This is a genomic window from Verrucosispora sp. WMMA2121 (assembly GCF_027460185.1).
GTDB classification, from domain to species: Bacteria; Actinomycetota; Actinomycetes; order Mycobacteriales; family Micromonosporaceae; genus Micromonospora; species Micromonospora palythoicola.
Genome location: NZ_JAPZBH010000006.1, coordinates 3,257,305 through 3,274,792 on the forward strand (window position 1 = coordinate 3,257,305; position 17,488 = coordinate 3,274,792).

The 17,488-nt window shown below is 71.7% G+C and carries 16 protein-coding genes; 9 read left to right on the forward strand and 7 right to left on the reverse strand.

Features of this window, described 5'->3' with window-relative positions; all coding sequences use genetic code 11:
* Positions 1–71: 71 nt before the first annotated feature.
* The gene (locus tag O7605_RS23595; RefSeq protein WP_269741176.1) at positions 72–671 is read right to left on the reverse strand and encodes a hemerythrin domain-containing protein; all 600 of its coding nucleotides are present in this window, start codon (positions 669–671) and stop codon (positions 72–74) included.
* Positions 672–785: 114 nt separating this feature from the next.
* Between O7605_RS23595 and O7605_RS23600 the strand changes: the two genes are divergently transcribed.
* Both O7605_RS23600 and O7605_RS23605 read left to right on the forward strand, forming a co-directional pair.
* Positions 786–2,114, forward strand: a complete 1,329-nt coding sequence (locus O7605_RS23600) for a M20/M25/M40 family metallo-hydrolase (protein ID WP_269741177.1) — start codon at positions 786–788, stop codon at positions 2,112–2,114.
* A 54-nt stretch (positions 2,115–2,168) separates the two neighbouring features.
* Positions 2,169–2,822 (forward strand): hypothetical protein, encoded by a 654-nt coding sequence (locus O7605_RS23605; protein WP_269741178.1) that lies wholly within the window; start codon positions 2,169–2,171, stop codon positions 2,820–2,822.
* Between the two features lie 70 nt (positions 2,823–2,892).
* Here the strand turns inward: O7605_RS23605 and O7605_RS23610 are convergent, their stop codons facing one another.
* Both O7605_RS23610 and O7605_RS23615 read right to left on the reverse strand, forming a co-directional pair.
* Entirely contained in the window at positions 2,893–3,084 is a 192-nt protein-coding gene (locus O7605_RS23610) for a DUF5703 family protein (RefSeq protein WP_053655860.1), read from the reverse strand.
* Positions 3,085–3,139: 55 nt separating this feature from the next.
* Positions 3,140–4,111, reverse strand: a complete 972-nt coding sequence (locus O7605_RS23615) for an aldo/keto reductase (protein ID WP_164447238.1) — start codon at positions 4,109–4,111, stop codon at positions 3,140–3,142.
* A gap of 139 nt (positions 4,112–4,250) precedes the next feature.
* On the opposite strand from O7605_RS23615, the gene O7605_RS23620 reads away from it, so the two are divergent.
* Both O7605_RS23620 and O7605_RS23625 read left to right on the forward strand, forming a co-directional pair.
* Positions 4,251–5,303 (forward strand): LLM class F420-dependent oxidoreductase, encoded by a 1,053-nt coding sequence (locus O7605_RS23620; RefSeq protein WP_269741179.1) that lies wholly within the window; start codon positions 4,251–4,253, stop codon positions 5,301–5,303.
* Positions 5,300–6,136, forward strand: a complete 837-nt coding sequence (locus O7605_RS23625; protein ID WP_269741180.1) for an undecaprenyl-diphosphate phosphatase — start codon at positions 5,300–5,302, stop codon at positions 6,134–6,136. Before O7605_RS23620 ends, O7605_RS23625 begins: the two co-directional genes overlap by 4 nt.
* Positions 6,137–6,450: 314 nt before the next feature.
* Here O7605_RS23625 and O7605_RS23630 read toward each other — a convergent pair whose 3' ends face one another.
* Positions 6,451–7,044 carry a hypothetical protein gene (locus tag O7605_RS23630; protein ID WP_269741181.1) on the reverse strand — a complete coding sequence of 198 codons (594 nt, stop codon included), beginning with the start codon at positions 7,042–7,044 and terminating at the stop codon, positions 6,451–6,453.
* A 475-nt stretch (positions 7,045–7,519) separates the two neighbouring features.
* Here O7605_RS23630 and O7605_RS23635 point away from each other — a divergent pair, with 475 nt between their 5' ends.
* From O7605_RS23635 to mshC, 4 genes are all read left to right on the forward strand, one after another.
* On the forward strand, positions 7,520–8,233 hold the full coding sequence (locus O7605_RS23635) for a histidine phosphatase family protein (protein WP_269741182.1): 714 nt from the start codon (positions 7,520–7,522) through the stop codon (positions 8,231–8,233).
* A 94-nt stretch (positions 8,234–8,327) separates the two neighbouring features.
* Positions 8,328–8,906 (forward strand): DUF3090 domain-containing protein, encoded by a 579-nt coding sequence (locus O7605_RS23640; RefSeq protein WP_164447233.1) that lies wholly within the window; start codon positions 8,328–8,330, stop codon positions 8,904–8,906.
* A complete protein-coding gene (locus O7605_RS23645; protein WP_269741183.1) occupies positions 8,903–9,721 on the forward strand; it encodes an SCO1664 family protein in 819 nt (272 codons plus the stop codon). Before O7605_RS23640 ends, O7605_RS23645 begins: the two co-directional genes overlap by 4 nt.
* A gap of 64 nt (positions 9,722–9,785) precedes the next feature.
* Complete coding sequence (mshC, locus tag O7605_RS23650) at positions 9,786–11,024, forward strand: cysteine--1-D-myo-inosityl 2-amino-2-deoxy-alpha-D-glucopyranoside ligase (RefSeq protein ID WP_269741184.1); 1,239 nt, start codon at positions 9,786–9,788, stop codon at positions 11,022–11,024.
* 228 nt (positions 11,025–11,252) lie between these two features.
* On the opposite strand, the gene O7605_RS23655 is transcribed toward mshC, so the two are convergent.
* Both O7605_RS23655 and O7605_RS23660 read right to left on the reverse strand, forming a co-directional pair.
* The gene (locus tag O7605_RS23655) at positions 11,253–12,044 is read right to left on the reverse strand and encodes a GntR family transcriptional regulator (protein ID WP_269741185.1); all 792 of its coding nucleotides are present in this window, start codon (positions 12,042–12,044) and stop codon (positions 11,253–11,255) included.
* A 130-nt stretch (positions 12,045–12,174) separates the two neighbouring features.
* Complete coding sequence (locus O7605_RS23660; protein ID WP_093402074.1) at positions 12,175–13,044, reverse strand: PAC2 family protein; 870 nt, start codon at positions 13,042–13,044, stop codon at positions 12,175–12,177.
* 291 nt (positions 13,045–13,335) lie between these two features.
* Here O7605_RS23660 and metH point away from each other — a divergent pair, with 291 nt between their 5' ends.
* On the forward strand, positions 13,336–16,851 hold the full coding sequence (gene metH / locus O7605_RS23665) for a methionine synthase (RefSeq protein WP_269741186.1): 3,516 nt from the start codon (positions 13,336–13,338) through the stop codon (positions 16,849–16,851).
* Between the two features lie 81 nt (positions 16,852–16,932).
* Here metH and O7605_RS23670 read toward each other — a convergent pair whose 3' ends face one another.
* Complete coding sequence (locus tag O7605_RS23670; protein WP_269741187.1) at positions 16,933–17,472, reverse strand: TetR/AcrR family transcriptional regulator; 540 nt, start codon at positions 17,470–17,472, stop codon at positions 16,933–16,935.
* Positions 17,473–17,488 lie beyond the last annotated feature (16 nt).

Sequence of the window (17,488 nt, forward strand, 5' to 3'; positions counted from 1 at the left end):
ACGGTAGGGCCACGGCGCAGCTGGCGGTAGTGCCTGGACGGATCAACGACCGTGAACGTGTCGTGGGTCTCTCACCGAGGTGGCGGCTCGGTGAGCTCACCCAACTGGGTGTGCCGGCCGGCGAGGACGTCCCGAACCTTGTCGACCACCCCGACCGCCGGCTCGACGATCCGGTTCCACGGCGGGCTGTGCGGCACCGCCGGATGCGGGCGGGTCGGTGCCGCCTCCTCGGCGATCTCCAGCCGGTTGCCGAGCCGGATCAGCTCCTCCTCGGTGGCGGCGGCGCAGAGCCGCCGCATCAACGGGTCGACCGCCCGGGCGTGCGCCTCGACCCGCGCGGCCACGTCGGGCAGGGCGTCGTCGGTCAGCCCCTGCAGGGTCCGCAGCAGCTCGACGTCGCCGGCCAACACCTCGTCGACAAGCGGGTTCGCGTCCGCCACGGCGTGCCGGACGGCGGGCAGCAGGTACTGCTCCTCCCCGGACAGATGCCGCGACAGGGCGGCGACCAGGACGTCGCGGCCGTGCTCCGGGTCCGGCCCGGGCTCGATCAGCCGCCGGGTCAACTCCAGCAGCTGCCGGTGCTCCTCGGCGACGAGGTCGGCGATGCTGCGCCCGGTGGGCTTGTACTCCTCCCCGGGGGTGGGCGGCAGCGGCGGCAGGTGGACGGACATGGTCGCCTCCTGGGTGGGCGGGCGGAGCGACGAGGGGGCTTCGGCGGGCATCGGGCAGGCGCGGCAGTACCCGCGGTAGCCCGAACCGAAACCCTGGGCTGATATGAAGGCACGATGACGAGCGACGCCCACGCCGCCCTCCCCGCGCCGACCGACGAGGTCGTCGAGCTGTGCCGGGACCTGCTGCGCATCGACACCACGAACACCGGCGACAACGACACGAGCGTCGGCGAACGCGGCGCGGCCGAGTACGTCGCCGAGAAGCTCGCCGAGGTCGGCATCACCCCGGTCGTCCACGAGTCCGCGCCCGGCCGGGCCAACGTGGTCGCCCGGATTCCCGGCACCGATCCCAGCCGCGGTGCGTTGCTCGTGCACGGGCACCTGGACGTGGTACCGGCGGACGCCGACGAGTGGTCGGTGCACCCGTTCTCGGGCGAGCTGCGTGACGGCTACCTGTGGGGTCGCGGTGCCATCGACATGAAGGACTTCGACGCGATGGTCCTCGCGGTGGTGCGGCACTGGCAGCGTACGGGGGTGCGTCCGCCCCGGGACATCGTGCTCGCGTACACCGCGGACGAGGAGGCGGGCAGCGAGTACGGCGCGCACTTCCTGACCACCCGGCACCGCGACCTCTTCGACGGCTGCACCGAGGGCATCGGTGAGGTCGGTGGCTTCTCCTACACGGTGGACCCGTCGCAGCGGCTCTACCTGATCGAGACCGCCCAGAAGGGCATCGACTGGCTGCGGCTGCACGCCAAGGGCCGGCCCGGGCACGGCTCGATGCTGCACGACGACAACGCGGTCACCGCGCTGGCCGAGGCGGTGGCCCGGATCGGCCGGCACCGCTTCCCGGTGGTGGTCACCGACACCGTGCGCGCCTTCCTGGCGGAGATCTCCGAGGTCCTCGGCGTCGAGCTGGACCCGGACGACCCGGAGGCCGCCATCGCCAAGCTCGGCCCGATCGCGAACATCATCGGCGCCACCATCCGCAACACCGCGAACCCGACCCGGCTCGCCGCCGGCTACAAGGACAACGTCATCCCCGGCCGGGCCAGCGCCACCATCGACTGCCGCAGCCTGCCCGGCCAGTCGGAGCTGCTGGAGCGGCAGTTGCGTGAGCTGGTCGGCCCGGACATCGCCATCGAGTACGTGCAACGGCAGCCGGCGCTGGAGACCACCTTCGACGGCGACCTGGTCGCGGCCATGGCCGCCGCGCTGCGGGCCGAGGACCCGGGTGCCCGGCCGGTGCCGTACATGCTCTCCGGCGGCACCGACGCCAAGGCCTTCGCGCAGCTGGGCATCAGGTGTTTCGGGTTCGCGCCGCTGCGGTTGCCGGCCGATCTGAACTTCTCGGCGCTGTTCCACGGCATCGACGAGCGGGTGCCGGTGGACGGACTACAGTTCGGCGTGCGGGTTCTCGACCGGTTCCTGCGCACCTGTTAGCCCGCGTCCGGATGGACGCGACATCCTGGATTCTTCGTGAAGGGGACGCCTCACATGACCGACCAGCACGGTGAGCTGGACGCCGCCCTCGAGCGCGTGATCGAAGCGGCCCGCCACCACCTGGCCGCCGTCCGGGCCGCGCAGGGCCGGATCGACGACGACGACGTCTGGCAGGCGTACGTCGCGCTGAACAACGCGTCGTTCGCCTACGACGAGCAACTCATGGACGCCTTCGGCGAGGTCACCCCGTGGGACGTCGAGTCCATCGACCCGGACGAGGCCGATCAGCGTTTCGGCGGTGGTGAGGGTGTCGAGTCGACCGACCCGCACCCGCAGGTGATCTCGGTACGCCAGCGCCGCGACTACCGGGTGCCGAGCGTCTCCGCGTTGATCCGGGTCGCCGAGGCGGCCCGCCGGGAGGGCGTACCCGGTGACGAGGAGGTGCCGCCGGTGGAGGGCGTCGGCGAGGCGGTGCTGGAGCTGCTGCAGAGCGGCGACGGTTCGCTAGGCGCGCTCGACGTGCCGGAGCTGGAACCGCTCGACGGTGTGGTGATGGTCAGCGAGGTCGGCACTCCGGTCGACCTGGAGTCGTTCGCCGACGACGACCCGGTGGGCCCGTTCCAGCCGGGCGCCGACGACCGCCTGGTCGGCCGCCTCGACGAGCACCCCTTCCTGGAACTCGACGACGAGCACGACCACGTGCACTGACAGCGGAGGCGCCCAGCGGTAACCGGGCCGGCCGCAACGGTCGGCCCGGTTACCGGCGCGCCGCCGACGGTCAGTACGACAGGCCCGGCTGCGGCTGGTTGACCCGCCGGCGACGCAGCACCACCTGCCGCGTACCGTCACGGAACAGCCGCACCCGGGCCAGTTCCCAGCCGGAGAACTCCGCCTGGATCGCCAGCTGCGCCGCGGCGGTCAACCGGTCGACGTTCGGCGGCAACCGCAGCGGCGCGTATTCGTAGTCCATGTGGCCTATGCTGCCCAGCCGGACCCCCGCAGCGCCACCCTTCGGCGCGTGATGCTCAACCGTCGCGCTCCGGATAGCCGACCTCCAGCGCCGAGACGTCGTCCAGCGCCGTGGTGATCTCGTCGGGCAGGGTCATCCGTTCCACCTGAAGCGCACCGAGCAACTGCCCCGAGGTACGCGCGCCGAGGATCGGCGCGGTCACCCCCGGCCGATCCCGGATCCAGGCCAGCGCCACCTCCAGCGGGGAGACGCCGAGGCCGCTCGCGGCGGTGGCCACCGCCTCCACGATGCTGGAGCAGCGCGGCTCCAGATACGTGGCGACGAACCGCTCGAAATGCGGCGACACCGCCCGGGAGTCCGCCGGTCGGCCGTGCCGGTACTTGCCGGTCAGCACACCCCGACCGAGCGGCGACCAGGGCAGCACCCCCAACCCGAGCGCCTCGCAGGCGGGCAGCACCTCCCGCTCCACCCCCCGCTCCAGCAGGGAGTACTCCACCTGGGCGGCGACCACCGGCGCCCGGCCCGGCCAGGCCGCCTGCCAGGCCGCCGCCCGGGCGGTCTGCCAGCCGGAGAAGTTCGACACGCCGACGTAGCGCACCCGCCCGCTGGCCACCGCGTGGTCCAGGGCCGCGAGGGTCTCCTCCAGCGGGGTCTGCGGATCGTAGCCGTGCACCTGGAACAGGTCGACGTGGTCGGTGCCGAGCCGGCGCAGCGAGGCGTCCAGCGTACGCAGCAGGTGACCACGGGAGCCGTCCCGGCGCCGGGCGCCGCCCGGCCGAAGCCCCGCCTTCGTCGCGATCAGCAACTCCTCGCGGGGCACCAGGCTGCCCAGCAGCGAGCCGATCACCGACTCGGCGTCGCCGTCGCCGTACACGTCGGCGGTGTCGATCAGGTTGCCACCGGCGTCGAGGTAACTCTTCAACTGTGCGGCGGCGTCGTCGGCGTCGGTGTCCCGGCCCCAGGTCATGGTGCCGAGCGCGAGCCGGGAAACCGCCAGCCCGCTGCGGCCGAGCGGTCGCTGCTGCATGGGTGAACCTTATTTCGAACCAGGGCCGGACGGATATCCTCGCTCCCGTCGAGTCTGCCCGCGGATCGGGGTGAGCCGGTGATCGTCCCGGCCACCCGCACCGCGTAACCTGATGCGACTGCGGATGGGGGAGGACTCTGTGCGACTCGGGCTAAGCCTCGGATACCAGACAGCGTGGAGCACGCCGGCCGACCACCTGGCCCTGGCTCAGGAGGCGGACCGGCTCGGCTACTCGGTGGTGTGGGCCGCCGAGGCCTACGGCTCCGATTCGCCGAGCATGCTGGCCTGGATGGCCGGACAGACCGAGCGGATCGACATCGGCAGCGCGGTGATGCAGATCCCCGCCCGGACGCCCGCGATGACCGCGATGACCGCCGCCACGATCGACTCGCTCTCCGGGGGGCGGTTCCGGCTCGGCCTGGGGGTGTCCGGCCCGCAGGTCTCCGAGGGCTGGCACGGCGTCCGGTTCGGCAAGCCGCTGGCCCGCACCCGCGAGTACGTGGACATCGTGAAGCTGGCGGTGGGCCGCAAGGAGGTTGCCTACGACGGCGAGTTCTACACGCTGCCGCTGCCCGACGGCCCCGGTAAGGCACTGCGGTTGGGCTTCCACCCGCCGCGCGAGCACATCCCGATCTACCTGGCCGCGGTGGGCCCGAAGAACCTGGAACTGGCCGGCGAGATCGCCGACGGCTGGCTGGCGGTCTTCTACGCCCCCGAGTTCGCCCAGGAGCAGCTGGCGGCGGTGCGGGCCGGTCGGGCCAGGGCCGGCAAGGAACTGGCCGGCTTCGACGTGGTGCCCTCCGTGCCGGTCGTGGTCGGCGACGACCTGAACTCGTGCGCCGAATTGGTCCGCTGGTACGCGGCGCTGTACGTCGGTGGCATGGGCAGCCGCCAGCAGAACTTCTACAACCAGTTGGCGACCCGGATGGGCTACGGTGACGCCGCCCGCGAGGTGCAGGAACTCTACCTGGCCAAGCGGCAGCGCGACGCCGCGGCCGCCGTGCCGATGGAGTTCATCGACCGGACCTCGCTGCTCGGACCGAAGGAGCGCATCGCCGATCGGATGCGGGAGTACGCCGAGGCGGGGGTCACCACCCTGTCGGTGACCCTCTTCGCCGCCGACCGTGACACCGGTGTGCAGACCCTGCGGACCGTCGCCGAGGCGCTGGACCTCTCGGGAGTCGGGGAGTGACCTGGATCGAAGCCATCGTCCTGGGCATCGTCCAGGGCCTGACCGAGTTCCTTCCGGTCAGCTCGTCCGGTCACCTGCGGATCACCTCGGCGATCTTCTTCGAGCAGGACGCCGGAGCGTCCTTCACCGCGGTCACCCAGCTGGGCACCGAGGCGGCGGTACTGCTCTACTTCGCCAAGGACATCTGGCGAATCGGTCGGACCTGGGTGGTCGGCATCTGGGACAAGTCCGTCCGGGCCAGCTTGGACTACCGCATGGGCTGGTACGTGATCGTCGGTTCGATTCCGATCGGGTTCTTCGGCTTCCTGTTCAAGGACCAGATCCGGGAGACCGCCCGCAACCTGTGGGTGGTGGCCACCACCCTCATCGTGTTCGCCTTCGTGCTCGCCTTCGCCGAGTACTGGGGCCGGCAGACCCGGACCCTGCGCGACTTCCGGCTGCGCGACGGCGTGGTGATGGGCTTCGCCCAGGCGCTGGCGCTCATCCCGGGCGTCTCCCGGTCCGGCGCGACGCTCACCTTCGGTCTCTTCCTGAGCCTGACCCGGGAGACCGCGGCCCGCTACTCGTTCCTGCTGGCCATTCCGGCGGTGGTGATGTCCGGGATCTTCAGCCTCGGGGACGTCTTCGAACCGGCGGCGCCCGGCACCTCGGTGCCCACCGTCGCGCAGATGATCGTCGCCACGCTCATCGCGTTCGGGGTCGGCTACGCGGCCATCGCCTGGCTGCTGCGTTACGTCGCGCACCACACCCTGTACATCTTCGTGCTCTACCGGGTCGCGGTCGGCACGCTCGTCCTGGCCCTGCTGCTGACCGGAACCATCAGCGCCACCTGAGTCTGAGTTCTGGTGGTGGGTGGTTGCGGTTCGGGCTGGGGGCGACCGTGCCCGGCTTCGGGCGGTCAGGCTTGATCCCTGCGCCGGGCACGGTCGCCCCCAGCCTGACCTGGTTGGCCTCCGCCCGGGTGTGGGCCAGCCGGCCCGGGTGGGTTTGACTGTCTGCTGTCTGCTGTCTGCTGTCTGCTGTCTGCTGTCTGCTGTCTGCTGTCTGCTGTCTGCTGGACATGCCGCTGGCCGGCACCCGGGTTCGGGTGCCGGCCAGCGGCTTTCTGCTCCCCCTGTGGAGGAATGTCTTCGGTTGTCAGCTGGGGTCAGCTGGTCCAGTGCTGGGCGACGAGGTCGGCGGCCTGCTGTTCCCACTGGGCGTAGTGGTCGGGGTAGGCCGAGACCTGCACGGTCTGCGCGGCCTGGGTCAGCGGCATGTCCTGCCAGCCGTCGACCTGCTTCAAACCCTTCAGGAACGCCAGGGTGGAGTACTCGGGGTCGGTGATCTGCTCCACCGTGCCCCAGCCGGAGGAGGGGCGCTGCTGGAACAGGCCCTGCGAGTCGTGGTCGTTGCGGTCACCCAGGTGACCCAGGTTCTCCAGCTTCGACTCCTGCAACGCGGTCGCGATCGACACCACGGCGGCGCGCTCGTCCATGCCGGCCTTCTTCGTCGCCGCGATGATCGCCTTGACGTTGTCGATCTGCTCGTCGTTCAGGTCGACGTGCGACTGGTTGCTCGGGGTGCCGTGCGGCAGCAGCGTGCCCATGTCCGGCTTGTCGGCCTGGACGGAGGCGATGGGGGTGGTCGGGGTGAGCTCGTTGCCGGTGGTGGTGCCGTGGTTCAGCGGGCCGGCGGCGAGTCCGGCGGCGGCGGTGAGGCCGGCGATGCCGAGGATGCTCTTGCGCAGCGTGGTGTTCATCGGGGGCTCCTTCGCGTCGGGGGTGGGCCTCGCCCGTCGGGGAGGGGGATGACGGGTGGGCCGGGGCGCGGTCGAGCGCCAGAAGACAGCGGGGACGTCGACCCGGTCGTGGTGCCGGGCGTATCAGGGGAAAGGCGGGGCGCGCGTCCCGCAGGTGTGCGGGGCGGGGGTGGATCGCGCGCCGGGACCATGTGCAACGACCGGCGGGGGCGGGTCATTCCCACATCCCGCCGCCCACGTCCGGGGGGTGGGTGGGTGCTGCTTCGTCAGCCACCGGTTACAACGCCCGCCACCGGCCGGTGATTCCGCCCGGTCGCCCGCCACCGACCCCGGAAACCGGACACCGCGCCCACCTGGCCAGCTCAGCCCCAGTTTGCCACCCTGGCTGAGGGCGGGGCCGGTGGCGGATCTGGCTGCCAGGTGTCCTGTCTGAGAGTTCCGTACCGCGCTGAGCGGTGTGGGGTGAGGGCCTAGGGTGGTGCGGGTGGCGACTCTTCTGCTCCTGCGGCACGGACGCACCACCGCGAACGCCGACGGCGGCCTCGCCGGTCGGCAGCCCGTCGAGCTGGACGAGACCGGCCGCGCCCAGGCCACCGCGGTGGGCGAACGGTTGCGGCAGGTGCCGCTGACGGCCGTGGTGACCAGCCCGCTGATCCGCTGCCGGCAGACCCTGGAGCTGGCGCTGCCCGAGGCGTCGCCGGTGGTGGACGACGGTCTGATCGAGTGCGGGTACGGCAGCTGGGAGGGCCAGCCGCTGAAGAAGCTGGCCAAGGAGCCGCTCTGGCCGATGGTGCAGCAGCATCCCAGCGCCGTGGTCTTCCCCGAGGGCGAGGCGATGGCGCAGATGGCGACCCGCGCGGTCGCGGCGGTACGCGTCTGGGACGCCCGGCTGACCGCCGAGCACGGCCCCGAGGCGGTCTGGCTGGCGTGCAGCCACGGTGATGTGATCAAGGCCATCGTCGCCGACGCGCTCGGCGTACACCTGGATCTTTTTCAGCGGATCGTGGTGGACCCGGCGTCGGTGACCGCGATCCGCTACACCCCCCTGCGACCGTTCCTGGTACGCCTCAACGACGTCGGTGGTGACCTGGCCGGTCTGGTACCGCCGCCCGGCAAGCGGCGTCGGCGGGGCCGCCGGCCGACCGACTCGGACGCCGCGGTCGGCGGTGGCGCGGGGGTGTCCCGGTGAGCCGTCCGGCTCCGCACCCCGGCACGTTCGGGTGCGTCGCGATTCGGGTCGGTGGGGTGCGCGCTGCGTGGGGCCGCCGGATAGGGTCGTGGGTATGACCCACCAGGTGCACGCCTTCGAGCCGCCGGAGCGGTTCGTCGCCGGGACCGTCGGGCCGCCGGGGGAGCGTACGTTCTTCCTCCAGGCGCGCGGCGGTGGCCGGCTGGTCAGCGTCGCGCTGGAGAAGGTCCAGGTCTCCCTGCTCGCCGAGAAGCTGGAGGAGCTGCTCACCGAGGCTCAGCGTCGGTTCGGTGTGGAACTGCCCGAGGCCACCGTCCCGGTCGGTGACAACGACCCGCTGGAGACACCGGTCGACGAGGAGTTCCGGGTCGGCACGTTGGGCCTGGCCTTCGACGCCGACACCGCGACCGTGGTGATCGAGGCGATCGCGGTCGGCGAGGCGGAGACCGAGATCGAGCTTGGCGAGGCGGAGGCGGAGGACGAGCCCGACGATGTGGAGCCCGACGAGGATCTCGACCGGCTCCGGGTCCGGCTGACCCCCGAGGCGACCCGTGCGTTCATCGAGCGGGCCCGGCGGGTGGTCAACGCCGGCCGGCCGCCCTGCCCGCTGTGCGGCCAGCCCCTCGACCCGGCCGGCCATCTCTGCCCCCGGAACAACGGCTACCACCGGTGACCTCCTCCGGCGTGGCTCCCCGACAGGACGGGGGTGCCGCGCTGCGCCTGCTGCGGGACGGTGAGCTGACCGTGGAGGGGCGACTGGTCGACGCGTCGAACACCACCCTGCGGGGCGTGCTCACCCTGGACGGGATGTCGGCCCGGTGCGTGTACAAGCCGGTGCGCGGTGAGCGACCGCTGTGGGACTTCCCGGACGGCACTCTGGCCGGCCGGGAGGTGGCCGCCTACCTGGTCTCCGCGGCCACGGGCTGGGATCTGGTGCCGCCGACGGTGCTGCGGGACGGGCCGTTCGGGACCGGATCCTGCCAGCTGTGGATCGACGAGCCGGCCGACGCCGAACCGCTCGTGGGATTCGTGCCGGCCGACTCGGTACCACCCCGCTGGTTCCCGATCGCGGCCGCCCGCGACGACGACGGCACCGCGTACGCCCTCGCGCACGCCGACGACCCGCGCCTGGCCCGGCTCGCGGTGCTCGACGCGGTGATCAACAACGCGGACCGCAAGGGCGGCCATGTCCTGGTCGGCCCGGACGACCGGATCCACGGGGTCGACCATGGGGTGAGCTTCCACGTGGAGGAGAAGCTGCGGACGGTGCTCTGGGGCTGGGCCGGCCGCTCGCTGCCGGACGACGCGGTCGACATGCTCGGTCGGCTGTCCCGTCAGGTCGCCGGCCCGCTCGGCGAGGAACTGGCCGAGCACCTCACCCTCGGTGAGATCGCCGAGCTGGCCGCCCGGATCGACCGACTGTGCCGCAGCGGCCGCTTTCCGCAGCCCTCCCAGGACTGGCCGGCGGTGCCCTGGCCGCCGATCTGAGCTGTCGCGTTGATCACTCTCGGGGCGGCGTGACGTCGCCCGACGGCTGGTTAGGCTGACGGGCATGGAGTCTTGGGTGGGGCACGAGGTGCCGCGGCTGCCGGGCCGGAGCGAGCCGTTGCGGTTGTTCGACTCGGCGCGCGCGAGCGTGCAGCCGAGCGACCCGGACGGCACCGCCACCATGTACGTCTGCGGCATCACCCCGTACGACGCCACCCATCTCGGTCACGCCGCCACCATGATCACCTTTGACCTGGTGCAGCGGATGTGGCGGGACGCCGGCCACGAGGTCCGTTACGTGCAGAACGTCACCGACATCGACGACCCGTTGCTGGAGCGGGCCGAACGCGACCGGGAGGACTGGAAGGTCCTGGCGATGCGGGAGACGGCGCTGTTCCGGGAGGACATGGAGGCGTTGCGGATCATCCCACCCGCCCACTACGTCGGCGCGGTGGAGTCGATCCCGGACATCGCCGAGAAGGTGCTGGTGCTGCTCAAGGACGGCGCCGCGTACCGCCTCGACGACGGCACCGGCGACGTCTACTTCGACATCTCGGCCGCGCCGAGCTTCGGCTACGAGTCCAACCTCTCCCGCGCGGAGATGCTGGAGATCTTCCCCGAGCGCGGTGGCGACCCGGCCCGCGCCGGCAAGCGTGACCCGCTGGACCCGCTGCTGTGGCGCGGCGCCCGCGACGGCGAGCCGTCCTGGCCGGGTGGCGACCTCGGCCCGGGCCGGCCAGGCTGGCACATCGAGTGCGCGGTGATCGCCCTGGGCCTGCTCGGCTCCACCATCGACGTGCAGGGTGGCGGCAACGACCTGCTCTTCCCGCACCACGAGTGCTCCGCCGCGCACGCCGAGCGGCTGACCGGCGCGACACCCTTCGCCGGTCACTACGTGCACGCCGGGATGATCGGGCTGGACGGCGAGAAGATGTCCAAGTCCCGGGGCAACCTGGTGTTCGTGTCCCGGCTGCGCGCCGACAAGGTCGATCCGATGGCGGTCCGGCTGGCCCTGCTCTCCGGGCACTACCGCGCGGACCGGTCCTGGACCGACGACCTGCTCACCGCCGCCCAGGAGCGGCTGGGCCGCTGGCGGCGGGCCGCCGCCGCGACCGCCGGGCCGTCCGGGGCCGCGTTCCTGGCCGGCGTACGCGAACGACTCACCGACGATCTCGACACGCCCGGTGCCCTGCGGCTGGCCGACGAGTGGGCCGAGCGGACCCTCGCCGGCGCCGACGACGACCCGGCCGCGCCGCGCCTGTTCGCCGACACCGTCGACGCCCTGCTCGGCATCCGCCTCTGACCAGATCCGGCAAGTTCCCCGACGTCGCCCCCTCCCGCCCTGTGCCCCTCCCGCCCGAGGCAGCAACATCGCTGAGGTCGCTGCCTCGAACGCCCGTGAGGGGACAACATCGCTGATGTTGCTGCCTCGGACGCCCGTGAGGGGACAACATCGCTGATGTTGTTGCTTCCTGTTCCCCTGTCGGGGGCGAGGTTGTCATGGGTGGCGGGCGTGAGGTGGTGGGGGACGTCAGCCGAGGACGAGGCCGGGGTCCGGGTCGGGGGATTCGGCGGGGGCGGGGATCTGGTACTCCTCGGTGAGGGTGGTGACCGGTCCGGGCCAGGTGGCCTGGGCGACCTCGATGGGGCGGCGCTGCGGGTCGTACGCCACGTGCAGCAGGTGCAGCACGGGGGTGTCCGGGCGGATCTGGAGGGTCTCCGACTCCTCGCGGCTGGGCTGGCGGGCGGTGATGGTGTCGGTGGCGGTCGCGTACCGCCGACCGGTGGCCTCCTCGGCCTCCTGGTAGAGCGGGCGGCCGAACGCCTCGGCCCGCTCCAGGCTGGTGCCGGCGGTGTCGGCGGGCAGGAACCAGGAGGCGCCCACCTCCACCGGTGAGTCCTCGGCGCGGACGAGGTGGCGGCGGCAGAGCAGTTCGGTGCCGTCGGGCACGCCGAACGCGTCGGCCACCTCGGGCGGCGCGGGGGAGCGGCCGACGGAGACGAGCTGCTGGCGATAGCGGGCGGCCAGGTCGGTGTGGTAGCCGCGGAAGCCGCCGTAGCGGCCCCGGGAGAGTCGGTTGAGTCGCCGCCGGGTGCCTCGGACGTACGTACCGGAACCGGGTTTGGTGATCAGGACACCCTCGACCCGCAGCTGGTCGACGGCGCGTTGCACGGTCTGCTTGGCGACGCCGAACATCTCGGCGATGGCCGGGATGGACGGCAGCCGCTCGCCCGGTGCCCAGTCGCCGCGTCGGATCTGGGTCTTGAGCTGCGCCGCGATCTGCCGGTGCGGGAACTCGGCCGCCCCCGGGTTGATCTGCATCCCCGCCTCCTCATTTCAGCTAGGTTCCTAGGATGCCGTACGGGTGGTGGGCGCCGCCACCCCGACACACACGACGAGACCCCGGGCGGGTGATCGCCCGGGGTCTCGAAAGCGGAACGGGGCTAGCGGGTCACCAGGAACCGGCGGTGGGGCCGGCGGATCCGCCCCGGCGGCGCAGGTACTTCTCGAACTCCTGGGCGATCTCGTCCCCGGTCAACGGGGTGATGCCGGCGTCACCGACGCGTTCCTCCAGCTCGCGGACGTACTCGCCCAGCTCGGCGTCCTGCTCGGCGGCGCTGCGTACCCGCTGTTCCCACTCGGCGGCCTCCTCGGCCAGGTCGGCCATGGGCACCGGCAGGTCGAGCACCTCCTCGACCCGGTGCAGCAGGGCGAGGGTGGCCTTCGGGCAGGGCGGGTTGTTGGCGTAGTGCGGTACGTGGACCCAGAACGAAACGGCGTCGACCTCGGCGCGGGTGCAGGCGTCGTGCAGCACGCCGACGATCCCGGTCGGCCCGTCGTAGCGGGTCGGGGTGAGCTGGTAGCGGCGCGCGGCGTCGGCGTCGGAGGCGCTGCCGCTGATCGGCAGGGGCCGGGTGTACGGCACGTCGGCCAGCAGGGCACCGAGCAGCACCACCCGCTCGACCTCCAGGCTGTGGCAGATCTCCAGCACCTGCTCGCAGAAGGTCCGCCACCGCATGCTCGGCTCGATGCCACGGATCAGCACCACGTCCCGCTCGGTGCCGGCGGGGCTGGCGACCGTGAACCGGGTGGTCGGCCACTCCACCCGGCGGGTGGCACCGTCGGACATGGCGATGGTGGGTCGGCTGACCTGGAAGTCGTAGAAGTCCTCCGGGTCGAGCTCGGTGACGGGCCGGGCCTCCCACACCTGTTCCAGGTGCTCGACCGCCGCGGTGGACGCGTCCGCCGCGTCGTTCCACCCCTCGAAGGCGCAGATGGCGACCGGGGACCGCAGCACCGGCAGCCCGTCGAACTCGGTCACGCCGTCACCTCCTGCTCGTCACCGGCGGTCCGGGACGCGGTCCCGGTCGTCCGCCCACGGTGCGTGGCGGTGTCGCTGTAGTCCTTCACGTCAGTCAGCCTACGTGCCGGGCCCGGACCCGGCCCGCCGGCCGCGCCGGATGGGCCGGGCGTCGGCGCCGCCGCCGGGCTGCGCGCAGGCCACGGTGTTGGGCATTGCCGGCCAAAACGGGCAACGTGATCCCGATGACACAATGTGGGATCGGACGGTACGCAGGGGTGCGGGCCCGGCCGACCGCACTAACCTGAGGTGGTGCGTACCTCGTTGCTCGACGCGTTGACCGACCGGATCCTCGTCACCGACGGGGCGATGGGCACGATGCTGCAGGCTGCGGACCTGACCCTGGACGACTTCGACGGTCTGGAGGGGTGCAACGAGATCCTCAACGTCACCCGGCCGGACGTGGTCCGTGGCGTGCACGAGGCGTACCTGGCGGCGGGCGCGGACTGTGTGGAGACGAACACCTTCGGCGCGAACCTGGCCAACCTCGCCGAGTACGACATCCAGCACCGCATTCGTGAACTGTCGGCGGCCGGTGCCGGCATCGCCCGGGCGGCCGCCGACGCGTACTCGACGGCTGAGCGGCCCCGGTTCGTGCTCGGGTCCGTCGGTCCCGGCACGAAGCTGCCCACGCTCGGGCACGCCGCCTACGCCACGCTGCGCGACGCCTACCAGGAGAACGCGGCCGGGCTGATCGAGGGTGGCGCGGACGCGCTGATCATCGAGACCTGCCAGGACCTCCTTCAGGTCAAGGCCGCCGTGGTCGGCTCGCACCGGGCGATGGCGGAGTTGGGCCGCAAGGTGCCGCTGATCTGTCACGTCACCGTGGAGACCACCGGCACCATGCTGCTCGGCAGCGAGATCGGTGCCGCGCTGACCGCGATCGAGCCGCTCGGCGTCGATCTCATCGGGCTCAACTGCGCCACCGGTCCGGCGGAGATGAGCGAGCACCTGCGCTATCTCTCCCAACACGCCACCGTCCCGCTGTCGGTGATGCCGAACGCCGGCCTGCCACAGCTCACCGCCGACGGTGCGATCTACCCGCTGACTCCGGTGGAGTTGGCCGACGCCATGGAACGTTTCGTCACCGAGTACGGCGTCTCCCTGATCGGCGGCTGCTGCGGCACCACCCCGGAGCACATCAGGCTGCTCGCCGAGCGGCTGGGCGGGGCCCGGCCGGTGGCCCGCGAACCGCGTACCGATCCGGGTGTCTCCTCGATCTACCACCACGTGCCGTTCGCGCAGGACGCCAGCGTGCTGATGGTGGGGGAGCGGACCAACGCCAACGGCTCCAAGGCTTTCCGCGAGGCGATGCTCGCCGCCGACTGGCAGTCCTGCGTGGAGATCGCCCGGGGCCAGGCCCGCGACGGCTCGCACCTGCTGGACCTCTGCGTCGACTACGTCGGCCGGGACGGCACCACCGACATGCGTGAGCTGGCCGGTCGGTTCGCCACCGCCTCCACGCTGCCGATCATGCTGGACTCGACCGAGCCGGCGGTGATCGAGGCCGGCCTGGAGATGCTCGGCGGCCGGTGCGTGGTCAATTCGGTCAACTTCGAGGACGGCGACGGCCCCGACTCCCGCTACGCGCGGGTGATGCCGGTGGTCGCCGAGCACGGCGCTGCCGTGGTCGCGCTGCTCATCGACGAGGAGGGCCAGGCCCGCACGGCGGAGTGGAAGGTACGGGTGGCCGAGCGGCTGATCGAGGACCTCACCGGCCGGTGGGGGCTGCGCCGCGCGGACATCCTCATCGACGCGCTGACCTTCCCGATCGCCACCGGTCAGGAGGAGACCCGCCGCGACGGCATCGAGACCATCGAGGCGATCCGGGAGATCGCCCGCCGCTGGCCCGGGGTGAACTTCACCCTGGGCATCTCGAACGTCTCGTTCGGACTGAACCCGGCGGCCCGGCAGGTGCTCAACTCGGTCTTCCTGCACGAGTGCGTGCAGGCCGGGCTCACCTCGGCGATCGTGCACGCCAGCAAGATCCTGCCGATGTCGAAGATCCCCGACGAGCAGCGCGAGATCGCCCTCGACCTGGTCTACGACCGGCGTCGCGAGGGCTACGACCCGGTGCAGCGGTTTATCGAGGTCTTCGAGGGTGTGGACGCCGCCTCGGCACGTGCCACCCGGGCCGAGGAGCTGGCGGCCCTGCCGCTCAACGAGCGGCTCAAGCGACGGATCATCGACGGCGAGCGCAACGGCCTGGAGGCCGACCTCGACGCGGCGATGGCGGCCGGCACCGCCCCGCTGCTCATCATCAACGACATCCTGCTGGACGGCATGAAGGTCGTCGGTGAGCTGTTCGGCTCCGGTCAGATGCAGCTGCCGTTCGTGTTGCAGTCCGCCGAGGTGATGAAGACCGCGGTGGCGTACCTCGAACCGCACATGGAGAAGGCCGACGACGGCGGCAAGGGCCGCATCGTGCTCGCCACCGTCAAGGGCGACGTGCACGACATCGGCAAGAACCTGGTGGACATCATCCTGTCCAACAACGGCTACGAGGTGGTGAACATCGGCATCAAGCAGCCGATCTCCGCCATCCTCGACGCCGCCGAGCAGCACCGCGCCGACGCCATCGGCATGTCGGGTCTGCTGGTCAAGAGCACCGTCATCATGAAGGAGAACCTGGTCGAGATGGCGTCGCGCGGGGTCGCGGAGCGCTGGCCGGTCCTGCTCGGCGGCGCGGCGCTGACCCGGGCGTACGTCGAGGACGACCTGCGGTCGATGTTCCCCGGCCAGGTGCACTACGCCCGCGACGCCTTCGAGGGGCTCTCCCTGATGGACCGGGTGATGACCGCCAAGCGTGGCGGCGCCCCGGTGGTGGACCCCGAGCGGGAGGCGGCCCTGGCGGCCCGGCGGGCCCGCCGGGAACGGCAGCGTGCGGTGGTCGCCGAGTCGCTGCCGGAACTGCACGACACCTCGGTACGCTCCGACGTCGCGGTCGACGTGCCGGTGCCGGTCGCACCGTTCCACGGCACCCGGGTGGTCAAGGGGGTGCCGCTGGCCGACTACGCGGCGCTGCTGGACGAGCGGGCCACCTTCATGGGCCAGTGGGGGCTGCGCGGTGCGCGCGGCGGAAAGGGCCCGTCGTACGAGGAGCTGGTGGAGACCGAGGGCCGGCCGAGGCTGCGCTACTGGCTGGACCGGCTGATCGCCGACCAGGTGCTGGAGGCGGCCGTGGTGTACGGCTACTTCCCGGCCTACTCGGAGGGCAACGACCTGGTCGTCCTGGACGAGAACGGGCACGCCGAGCGGGCCCGGTTCACCTTCCCCCGGCAGCGGCAGGAGCGGCGGCTGTGCCTGGCCGACTTCTTCCGCCCGCGCGGCGGCGACCTGGACGTGGTCGCGTTGCAGCTGGTCACCGTCGGTCAGCCGGTCAGCGAGTACGCGGCGAAGCTGTTCGCCCGCAACGAGTACCGCGACTACCTGGAGGTGCACGGGCTGTCGGTGCAGCTCACCGAGGCACTCGCCGAGTACTGGCACAAGCGGGTCCGGGCCGAGCTGCGGCTGCCCGACGGCCGTACGGTCGCCGACGACGACCCGGCCGACCTGGCCGGCCTGCTGCGCACCGACTACCGGGGCTGCCGGTACGCGTTCGGCTACCCGGCCTGCCCCGACCTGGAGGACCGGGCGAAGATCGTGGAGCTGCTCGGCGCCGAACGGATCGGCGTGCAGCTGTCCGAGGAGTTCCAGCTGATGCCGGAGCAGGCCACCGACGCCATCGTCGTCCACCACCCCGAGGCCAGCTACTTCAACGCCAAGTGACGCGTGATGTCGATGGGTGCGTCGAAGCTGTCCCGGTCTGCGGCGTGGTGACCTGATGGAATGACCTGATCGGTCAGCGTTTCATCGAGAGTGCTTCAGGCCGGCGAAGACGATCGCGAGCGTACGGGATTGCAGTTGCTCGTCCCATCCGCCGTGCAGGGCGCCCTGACATGTGCCGGCAAGGAGCGCCATCACCTCGGGTAGCCGTACCGAGGCGGCGACGGCGCCGGTGCGCTGGGCCTGCTCCAGCAGCGAACTCATCGCCTCCGCCAGGTGCCCCACCGCGTCGGTCAGGCGAATGTCCACTCCGGAACCGGCGAGCAGGTCGACGGCGGTCTTCCTCGCTGCGGCCTGCGCCACCGTGTGCGTGAAGAACGAGAAGAGGTCGTGCTGCCCGGCGTCTTCGGCGAGCTGGGTGAGCAGCCGCTTCATGATTGCGGTGAGCAGGTCGTTCTTGGTGGGGAAGTGACGAAAAACGGTGCCGATGGCAACGCCGGCCCGTCGGGCCACCTCCTCGGTGGAGGCGCGGGAGCCGAACTCGGCGAAGACCGCCTCGGCGGCGTCCAGGATGCGCGTCCGGTTGCGCTGCGCGTCGGCACGCAGCGGCGGCCCCTCTACCAAAGTGAGTCTCCACTCA